This window comes from Streptomyces sp. YIM 98790 (assembly GCF_011421595.1).
Classification (GTDB): domain Bacteria; phylum Actinomycetota; class Actinomycetes; order Streptomycetales; family Streptomycetaceae; genus Streptomyces.
Genome location: NZ_WTLH01000026.1, coordinates 37,072 through 46,203, shown reverse-complemented (window position 1 = coordinate 46,203; position 9,132 = coordinate 37,072). Strand labels below are relative to the sequence as shown.

Sequence of the window (9,132 nt, the reverse complement as noted above, 5' to 3'; positions counted from 1 at the left end):
CGCCTCCCGCGCGCGCTCAGTAGACGACCTCGCCCACGAGACTCGCCGTTTCCTCCGCCGCCGACAGCGCCAACCCCACATCGTCCGCGGCTACTTCCACACCCGACACGTCCGCTACACGATCATGTAGGCAACCCAATAGTTCCGGCTCAATATATGGTGCTTCCCCCGGAGCAGTGGTGCCCATTCCTTGAAAGTATTCAAGGGCTCGCCCGCGCAGCTTTGCTGGTGTGCCGAACACTGCCAGCGGGCCATCGACGATGAACAGCGTCGTGGGCAATGCCTTATGGCGTGACTGCTCCCACAGTAGCGTCGCCAGACCGACCAGCACCAACAGCTCAATCACCGACATGAGCCGCCCAAGAGCTGACTGGTTCGTGCCCTCTTCGCCAACCTCCTCGTGGATACGGAGCACGTCGGTGGGAAAAAGATGCACGCCGCACACGTCGCAGTCGGCACCAGCAGGCGGCACAGGAACGTCCTTTTTGCAGTCCTGCGTCGGGCAGTTAACCGGCACTGTGGCCGCTGGCGCCCCGGGAACGCCGTGTAGAAGGAAGAGCAGGTCCATCAGCGGCTGGTCAAGACGGTTGACGTCGATTTTCTTCTGTCGAAACAGCTCATTGATGACCTCGCGCCACGAGGTCACGATGTCGACCTCGGCGCGTACGTACGCGCCAGAGACAGGCAGGTCCAGCGTTATGAGGGCGGTGTTGACCGCACGTTCGATCTTGTAGGGGTCCACAAACCTCTCGGCCCGCTGCGATTCCATAACACCGAGGTCCACGTACGCTGCGGCGGCTTGCGCAAACCCGTACAGGACCGACGGCAGGCCGTCACGAACCTGCTCAACGACGTGTGAACCGTCGATCGCCAGCGCAGCGGTGAGTCGGTGTGGCACAGGCGGGGCAGCGAAGTCGCCCCGCGGACGGATTCGCTTGCGGATCGAATCCAGGTCCTGGATCGCCTCAGCCGGGACATGGAAGGTGCGTTGGTCCGCGATCGCCCGAATGGCGGCCGCCGAATGCCCCAGCCGCGATGCGATCTCGTGAGCCCCGCCGACAGTCCCGTATGGCATCAGAGTGCCGTCCCATTCAGTGCCAATGGCGTGTCACCAGCTGCTGCTCGTGCTTCGTTGACGAGTGCGATGTCGTACCGATCGATCTGGACGGGGACGATGTACGGCGAGGACAGTGTCTTGAGCCGCACATACCCGCGGTCCTCGGAGGCGATGATCGCATCTGAGAACGCCCCAAAGTCGTAGAACTTGGCCAGCTCCCGCACCTCTGTCGTGTTGTTCAAATGGGCGACAACCCAGTTGGCAGTATTCGCCTTGACCTGGTGCGCCACCCCCGAGACCTCCTGCGTCGCGTAGGTCATGCCGAGATTCAGCTTGCTCGCTTCCTTGGCGAGCTTGACCCAGACGTCGAGGTCATCCTTATAGCGATCCGACGAGAACAGGTTGTGAGCCTCCTCAAGCATCACCTGAATATGCGGCGGTTCCTGCCCAGAGGTAAACACCTCGGTCTGCTTAGAGAGCAGCCGACGCGTAATCGACTCGCTCAGCGCCTTGGTCACAGCTTCGGCCCCGACATGCAAATCGACGATCACAATGCGCCCCCGGAGAAGCTCCTCGTAGATCTCGATCGCAGGGTCGTTCTGTGTCGCAGGGCTGTGAAACGAGCGCAGTGGATTCAGATTTCGCCAGCCTCGGACGCGGCGGTTCCCACTGCGAGTCGTGAAAATTGGCTCAACGCTCTTCCAGCGGACATCCTTCGCGAAGTTGGTCGCGTCGGTGTCTCCGGCGTCGCGCAGCTCCACGATCTTGTCGACGACATTCTCGACGTCTGATGCAGCGACGGCCACGAAGTTGGCACTGCTCCCGACTTGCACAAACGGGTTACGTCCGAGTCCGGCGACAATCTTTCGCTGAAAAACGGCGCTGATATTGATTCGCGCGCGGAATTTTGTCGGCACTGCGAACCCCGCGCGCATCAGCGCGCCATAGAGAACAAGTCGGGCACGTTGGGCATGCGTGGTGGTGGAGCGATCTCCTGGCACATCCGCATAGGACATACCCGCGAAGTCCTTGACGTAACCAGACTCATCGCCACTAAGAGTGTCAGAAATCAACCCCTGGACTGCGTCAATCTGATTCTCAGAAAAGAAGTTGATATTGAGAGGCTTAACGTGTGGCTGTGTACCGTCCGCACCAAACTTGAAGATACGGACATGGTTCGCACCGATCGCCGCAATCTCGGTACCATCCTGCACGTTTGGGTTGGCGTACTCCCCCTGCGGGTCGAAGATCAGCTGACCGATGGGGTGACCGCCAGCGGCGCGCTGTCGTTCGGAGACTACGAACGTGCGCGCGATGATGATCTTCGCGGTATTCGACTTACCCATCCGAGTCATGCCGAGCAGGGCGGTCTTGTTGCCGATGAAGTCCCGGATGTTGACTTCGACTGCCGCGTCGGCCTGCTTGGAGGCTTTAGCTCGCCGCCGCGTCGCGGAGTACCGCACCGCACCGATACGTACACGTTCTACCAGGCGTCCGGTCGGTTTGAGGTAGGAGGCGATCGTGGCGAGGCCGTCACCGATAGGCTTCAGGACTCGGTACGTGGACGTGGCGTAGAAGTTGTCCACGTCGGCCCCGAACTCCAGCACCTTCTGCCCATCCACGTCGTCTTCGTAGAAGGTGCCGAGGATCTTGCATCGCACGCCAGTGAACGACACGCGGTTCTTGGTGAACGGGTCGAGCTCCGCATCGAGCACGGCGGATGGCGATGGGTCCTGGTTGTTAGACAGAGCCGTTCGCAGGGACTCCTCGCGCACGGCATGCAGGTCGCGCTCAAGCGACAGAGGCGACGTGCCCTCGACACGCAGAAGCAGCACCTCGTCATCGTCGACGTGTGGGTCGTTGACGTCCTGCGCGGTCGCGAGGAGGAACGAGAACTGCGGAATGCCACCGGCGTCGAACTTCCAGCGATCGTGAGTCAGCACGACGGCCTGACCGTAGTCGATCTGGTGAATCGCGCCAATCCGGGTCGACCGACCATCGGCAAGCAGCTCAGACCGCAGCAAAGACCCGGCGCCAACGCCGGGAATGAATTCCGTCACTTTCCACCCGCTCCGAACGCACCCACCAGAAACCCCCTGCTCATCTGACCGATAAGATCAATAATCTCGTAGCACGCTGAGTGTCACAAGACGCACGCAGCGCTGCTGACTGATGGATCAGCCTAGTGCCAAGTGAGGTCGCCAGGTGCTGTGTTGAGCCAAACCCTGGCAGACAGCAAGAGGCCATGTTTCTACCATCCGCCGATCTGTTGCTGGTGAGGCTGTCGGGCTGGTGGTGGATGCCGAGACGAATGGTGTGACACCTGGGGCGGAGGACGGCTTGCGCCTGTCTCATCCCAGGACGCCCGGGTCCGTTCCGTGCTCCGATACGGCCGCACGCACGCCTGGGCACGCCCCTGAACGGCGGTATTCCCAGGTCATGGCTGACCGTCGCCCGTATCCGAGTGATCTGTCCGATGCGCGCTGGGAGTTGATCGAGCCGGTCCTGGCCGCCTGGCGCTCCGAGCGCCACGGCCGGGCGCTGGGCCTCGGCCGGCCCGCCGAGCTCGACCTGCGTGAGATCATGAACGCGATTTTGTACGTGGACCGCACCGGGGTGCAGTGGCGCTACCTGCCGCACGACTTCCCCCACTGGAACTCCGTCTACGGCTACTTCGCCAAGTGCTAGAAGGACGGCATCTTCGCCCAGCTCAACGGCCTGCTACGGGAGCTGGTCCGCGAGCAGGAGGGTCGAGACGCCGAGCCCACGGCCTGCATGATCGACGCACAGAGCGTGAAGACCTCCACCAGCGTCCCCGTCGCGAGCCAGGGCACGGACAACGCCAAGAAGATCGTGGGCCGCAAGCGGAGCATCGTGACCGACACGCTCGGCCTCCTGCTCGCGGTCCTGGTCACCGCGGCCAGCGTCCAGGACTCCAACGCCGGCCCCCGCCTGCTCGACCAGGTCGCCGCCGACCACCCCACGATCCGCAAGACCTGGGTGGACGGCGGCTACCGCAAGCACTTCGTCGAGCACGCCGCCCCCCTCGGAATCGACATGGAGATCACCGCTCGCACCCCCGGGACCAGGGGATTCACTCCCATACCCAAACGCTGGGCCGTGGAGCGCACCTACGGCTGGCTGATGCTGAACCGCCACCTAGCCCGCGATTACGAGACCCTCCCAGCCCGCTCCGAAGCCATGATCCACGTCGCCATGACCGACCTCATGGCCCGCCGCCTCACTGGCGAAGCCACCATCTCCTGGCGCGACCCGACATTACCGAACCAAAGCCGCATCCCGGGATGAAACAACGGGAGAAAACGCCCTTTCAGAGGAACTTTGGCTTCGGTGCAGATCTCGTACCGGAGCTCTGGGCGTCGGTCACCTGCGCCCCTTGAATCGTGAATAAGCTCGCCGAGGCTGGCATCCGGTGCTGGGCCGACAAGGGTCACCGAGGTGCCGACGGCACGGTCCGCCTTCCGTGCTGGGGACGGTGGGAGATCCTCTCCGCAGGCCAGAAGGCGGTAAGCCAGTCCCACGCAAAGTTCCGGATCCTCGTCGAACAGGCCGTCGCCACCCTCAAGACCTGGCGGATTCTCCGCAAGTTGAGGTGCTCGACCCGGATCACCAGTCTCGTCCAGCCACCCTCACCCTTCATCCGACCAGCTCAGACTGAGGATGGACAAGGCTCCTTGTCTACGTGATGCCTGTCCACTTCCAGGGGCGGGGGCCGTTGCGGCCACGGAGGCAGTCGAGGCGGTGTTGGGCCTCGGGGCGCCACGCGGGGTTGGTGGCAGCGTGTTGGGCGGCGTAGGTGGTCATTCGCAGTTCTCGGGTGGCTCGCATGGTGTCGTAGCCGGGCCAGGCCAGGACGTCGTGGCCGTAGATGGTGCAGAACTCTTTGTACTCGGCCTTCGATATAGCGCCGGTGGTGGTGAGCTTGGCTGCGGTGGAGACCAGGTCCCACTCGGGGCGGCCCACTGAGCAGCGTTCCAGGTCCATAAGGAGGGCTGGGCCGCCGATCAGAGGACGGGCGACGTTGCCGGTCCAAGCATCGCCGTGGACGAGGCATTCCGGGAGGCCGTCGGGGAGGGAGGCCCATGCGGATTGGAGTTCAGCGAGGCGATTGCGGAGCCAGTCGCGGTCGGCGTCGGCGAGAGTGACGGCGGCGTCGATGCGGTCGCGGATGCGGACAAAGGGGTCGAGGCGACCGACGGGGAAATCGGGGAGCGGGAGGTTGTGAAGCTGTCGGATCAGGGCTGCGACGTCCAGGACCGTGCCGCGGGTGTGGGGTGGGAGTTCATCCCAGAAGGTGACGGGGCGGCCGGTGGCGGTGGCCGGGGTGTCGATGTCGGGGAGGGGGCGGACGACGGGGAGTCCTTGGGAGGAGAGCCAGCGGGCGAGGCGTAGTTCGCGTTCGGTCTGCTGGTGCTGGCCGGCCTTGGTGATGCGGGCGACGATGCCGCCGGGGAGGCGCCAGATGGCGTTCTCGGCCAGGCGTATCGGCTCGGCGCCGGCGGGGTCCAGGCCGACGGCCGCGCATGCGGTGGTGAGGATGGCGAGGGTTTCGTCGTGCGGGCCGGTCATGCGGGAACCGTAGCGGTGACGCGTTCGCGCAGGGAGACGGCGTTTCCGTTGGTGGGGTGCTTGGCAGCGAGGCGGCCGAGTTCGCGGATATCGTCGGCGGCTCGACGGGAGTGGAGGTTGCCGACCTCCGAGAGGGCCTGGTGGCCGATGTGGGCGGCCTGGTTGGGGTCACCGGTGGCCATGGTGAGGGAAGCGAGTTTGGTTCGGCTGATGGCGCGGGACCGGGCATAGCGGTCGCCGTGTCCCTTGACGGCGGTGATGAAGCGCTGGGCCGCGTGGGTGGGGTCGTGTCCGCGGATGGCGAGGTCGAAGAGGGCGTGGGCGGTGTCGCCGTTGTGCTGGGCCTCGTCGTAGTAGGCCATCCAGGGCGGGTCTTCCTCCGGGCGGGCATGGGCGAAGGCGTCGTCGGCATCGCCCACTGCGGAGAGGGTCTGCTGGACCTCGCCCATCTTGGCGAAGGCGCGGGCTCGTGCGGTATGGAGCATGGCGCGTTCCGTGGCGGTGAGGCGATCGGCACGCGCCAGGCCGAGTTCGGCGAAGGTGAGCCCTTCGTCCGGCTCGCCGTTCCACACCGCCTGGCGGGCCAGGAACGAGTAGGACTTGGCGCGCAGGTGCCACTCCTTCGCTTCCTCGGCGCAGGCGGCGGCGAAACGGAATGTCTGCCGTGCGTCCTGATGAGCGTAGGCGTCGAACTGGCTGGCTCCGACGACGACGCCCAAGCGGGCCACGGCGGCGAAGAGTGGCTGCCGGAGGGCTGCGGGGCAGCTCACGTGGAGCAGGTCTTCGGCCCACATCATCGCGGTGGAGGCGGTCTGTTTGACGATGCCGTCTCCGCCGTACTGGTTATCGAGGCCCGAGATGAATGTCGCCGCCTCGATGAGCTCCCGGACGTCGTGCGGCCGGATTTCGCGAGGCAGGGGAGTGGGCTGGGCCGGCGAGAGCAGGCGGGTTGCGCCGGGGCTCGCCGCCAGCGCGGCCAGCCCTGGAACGGCGAAGAAGGTGCGTCGGTCCACCGGTTCGATGCTCCCCTGTGCGGTCGATGGGTCTCCTGCAAGCATGCGGCCGGCAGGGGAGGCGACCGCAACCACAGACGGGGCTGAGGCGCGGAAGTTGTCATCGCGGTGGCATTTGTTGTCGCCGAAGGCGTGGCCCCAGCCGCGTTCCAGGACGCCTCCGGTGTTCAGGGCGCGGTCCAGGGCGATCGCGGTTTCCAGGCGGCAGTTGTAGTCGCCGACCTCGATACGGCGGATGACCTCGCGGCTGACGTGCGCCTTCGCGGCGAGTTGCTGGAGGGACAGGCCGGCGACGTTCTTGCGCCAGTGGCGCAGTTCCGCTCCGAACCACTCCCTTGGGGAGGCGGCGTCGTCGAGCTGTTTCGGTGGCTGCGGCATGTCCTCTCCTTGTGCTGATGACAACTTCCGGGGAGTTGGCATCACGCACTGCACACAGGCGATTCCTGAGGGCCAAATAGGGGTTGAGCATTTCGTACCCAGTACACCGCGCTCCGTGAACCTCTCGCTGACGAAATGGAACCCCCGATGCCCGAACTTCTCAACCGGTCGGTGGAGCAGGACTCGTCGGACCGGTCCCGACCTGCCCGTTCACGCACGTTCGGCAGTCAGTGGGAGATGACCCTGACGGTGACCGAGCGATGTCTGGGGCCCGTCCGGGACCTCGCCCGTGCGCACCTGCGGTGCTGGGGGATGGCGCAGGCGGAAGCGGTGGTGCTGCTCGGCATCACGGAGCTGCTGGCGAACGTGCTCCGGCACGCCGCGGTGAAGGAGGCCCGGCTGCTGGTGCAGGCCACGGTGGACGGTGTCTGCGTCACGGTGGCGGACTTTGATCCGCGGCTGCCGACGGTCCGGGTTCCAGATGAGTTGGCCGAGGCGGGCCGGGGTCTGCCGTTGCTCCAGGCTCTGGCGGAAGGGTTCGGTGTCGCGCCCAGCCCGAGCGGGAAGGTGGTCTGGTTTCGCGCCGGCTGCGCCGGGGAGGGGACGGGGCCGCCGGCCGCTGGTTCCGTGGCGGAGCTGGGTTCTGATTCGGCTGTCCGGCTGGCGGTGTCGCCCGGCGGGGGCCGGTGATGGCGGCGACGCCCTCGGCGGGCGGTGCGCGGCTGGTCCAGCGGGCTCCCGACCGCGCGGTCCCGGCGAGGAAGTGGCAGCCGCCGCACGGCCGGGAGGTGCTGGAACGGCTGCTGACCGCCCTGCGGGAGTGGGAGCCGGGCGGGCCGGTGATCTCGCTGGACGAGGTGTACCAGACGCTGGAGGACGTCCTTGGTGACGACGCCTACCTGAGCGGTCCCGAGCTGGCGAAGCTCGACGCCCGGTTGCGCGAGCACTTGGTGCAGCTCGTTCCCGTGCTGCGGCAGAAGGCCGGCGGGTCCGCGTCGCACGAGGAGCAGCGTGCCATCGGGCGGGCGCGGCGGCTCCGGGAACGGCCGCTGCCGGTCACCCACAGCCAGGCGCGGGCCCACGTGCGCGGGCTGGCGACCGCCGTCCAGTCGATTCTCTACCTCCTCGTCGAAGCCACCGCCGTCGAGGAAGCCGCGCCACAGCAGCGTCAGAGCCGCGAGAACGGAGGGCCAGCGTGACCATCGTGCGCTTTGTGTCATGGAATCTCGGCAACGGCGGCATCGACGCCGGAGGTGACGAGTCCCGCCGCAAGAACCAGATCGGCATCGCGGCCGAGCTCGGCGCCGACGTGCTCGCCCTTCAGGAGCTGACCAACTGGGACGAGGGCGACTGGTGGCGGCTGTGGGAACTGGCGGACTCCTTGGGCATGGTCCCGCTGCCGCCGGTCACCTCCCGCATTGGTGACGGCCGCAATCACCTTGCCCTGCTGTTCCGGCCGGAGACGGTCCGGGTCGTGCGCTACCGGCCGGATGTCGGCCAAGGAGCCTTCCACCACGGACTTGCCCGCGCCCGGCTGGCCGTGGAGGGCCAGGAGTTCGCGGTGCTGGCCACGCACCTGGCCTACAGCGACGGAGACACCCGGCTGCGCGAAGCGCGCTGGCTGACCGACAACGCAGGTCCCTTCCCGGGCCGGCCCGACAGTGCCGTGCTCATGGGCGACCTCAACACCCTCGCTGAGCAGGACCCGGAACCGGACTGGACACTCGTGCCGCGCAACCTTCACGCCCGGTACCGGCTTGTCCATGCCGACGGCTCCTTCGGACCGGCCGACCGCCGTGCGCTGCGGGTGCTGCTGAACGCCGGCTGGACCGACCCGCAGACCCAGGTGGACCGGTCCCGAGCGGCGACTGTGGGCTACTGGTACGCCAACGAGCCCGTCCCCCTCCGCCTGGACCACATCCTCACCACCGGCCGCATCCGGCCGCTGTCGTACACCACCTGTGACACTCCTGACACCCGAGCGGCCTCCGATCATCTGCCGGTCGCTCTCACGGCCGCGATCGGAGGCAATGAGTGAGCAGCCGCCTGGCCTGTCCCGCTCTGGTGGAGCAGCCCAGCTTTCGCAGTCGCGGG

7 protein-coding genes and 2 pseudogenes are annotated in these 9,132 nt (G+C 66.3%); 5 read left to right on the top strand and 4 right to left on the bottom strand.

The features are described 5' to 3' along the window. Positions 1–16 precede the first annotated feature (16 nt). Positions 17–1,075 (bottom strand): hypothetical protein, encoded by a 1,059-nt coding sequence (locus GQS09_RS30600; protein WP_165985169.1) that lies wholly within the window; start codon positions 1,073–1,075, stop codon positions 17–19. After that, a complete protein-coding gene (locus GQS09_RS07300) occupies positions 1,075–3,117 on the bottom strand; it encodes a helicase HerA domain-containing protein (RefSeq protein WP_165985168.1) in 2,043 nt (680 codons plus the stop codon). The genes GQS09_RS30600 and GQS09_RS07300 overlap by 1 nt, the downstream gene beginning before the upstream one ends. A 379-nt stretch (positions 3,118–3,496) precedes the next feature. On the opposite strand from GQS09_RS07300, the pseudogene GQS09_RS07295 reads away from it, so the two are divergent. Together GQS09_RS07295 and GQS09_RS07290 are read left to right on the top strand one after the other, a co-directional pair. Beyond that, positions 3,497–4,366 (top strand): annotated as a pseudogene (locus tag GQS09_RS07295) (IS5 family transposase). 104 nt (positions 4,367–4,470) lie between these two features. Further along, positions 4,471–4,736, top strand: a pseudogene (locus GQS09_RS07290) (transposase family protein); the annotation flags it as partial. A gap of 20 nt (positions 4,737–4,756) precedes the next feature. On the opposite strand, the gene GQS09_RS07285 reads toward GQS09_RS07290, so the two are convergent. Together GQS09_RS07285 and GQS09_RS07280 are read right to left on the bottom strand one after the other, a co-directional pair. Continuing rightward, positions 4,757–5,647, bottom strand: coding sequence for a phosphotransferase enzyme family protein (locus tag GQS09_RS07285; RefSeq protein ID WP_165985167.1), 891 nt, complete (start codon positions 5,645–5,647; stop codon positions 4,757–4,759). Further along, positions 5,644–7,062: a helix-turn-helix transcriptional regulator gene (locus GQS09_RS07280; protein WP_243761189.1), complete on the bottom strand. Its 1,419-nt coding sequence runs from the start codon at positions 7,060–7,062 to the stop codon at positions 5,644–5,646. The genes GQS09_RS07285 and GQS09_RS07280 overlap by 4 nt, the downstream gene beginning before the upstream one ends. 111 nt (positions 7,063–7,173) lie before the next feature. Here GQS09_RS07280 and GQS09_RS07275 point away from each other — a divergent pair, with 111 nt between their 5' ends. From GQS09_RS07275 to GQS09_RS07265, 3 genes are read left to right on the top strand one after another with little or no spacing between them, the layout of a single operon-like run. Further along, positions 7,174–7,728 carry an ATP-binding protein gene (locus GQS09_RS07275; protein WP_313896030.1) on the top strand — a complete coding sequence of 185 codons (555 nt, stop codon included), beginning with the start codon at positions 7,174–7,176 and terminating at the stop codon, positions 7,726–7,728. Beyond that, positions 7,728–8,237, top strand: coding sequence for a DUF6415 family natural product biosynthesis protein (locus GQS09_RS07270; RefSeq protein WP_165985165.1), 510 nt, complete (start codon positions 7,728–7,730; stop codon positions 8,235–8,237). Before GQS09_RS07275 ends, GQS09_RS07270 begins: the two co-directional genes overlap by 1 nt. A 5-nt stretch (positions 8,238–8,242) precedes the next feature. After that, positions 8,243–9,076, top strand: coding sequence for an endonuclease/exonuclease/phosphatase family protein (locus tag GQS09_RS07265; RefSeq protein WP_313896029.1), 834 nt, complete (start codon positions 8,243–8,245; stop codon positions 9,074–9,076). The last annotated feature ends 56 nt before the right edge of the window (positions 9,077–9,132 follow it).

Excerpts from the sequence above, each read along its gene's own strand:
- GQS09_RS07285 (WP_165985167.1), bottom strand. The coding sequence starts at position 5,647 with ATGACCGGCCCGCACGACGAAACCCTCGCCATCCTCACCACCGCATGC.
- GQS09_RS07270 (WP_165985165.1), top strand. The coding sequence starts at position 7,728 with ATGGCGGCGACGCCCTCGGCGGGCGGTGCGCGGCTGGTCCAGCGGGCT.
- GQS09_RS30600 (WP_165985169.1), bottom strand. The coding sequence starts at position 1,075 with ATGCCATACGGGACTGTCGGCGGGGCTCACGAGATCGCATCGCGGCTG.
- GQS09_RS07275 (WP_313896030.1), top strand. The coding sequence starts at position 7,174 with ATGGAACCCCCGATGCCCGAACTTCTCAACCGGTCGGTGGAGCAGGAC.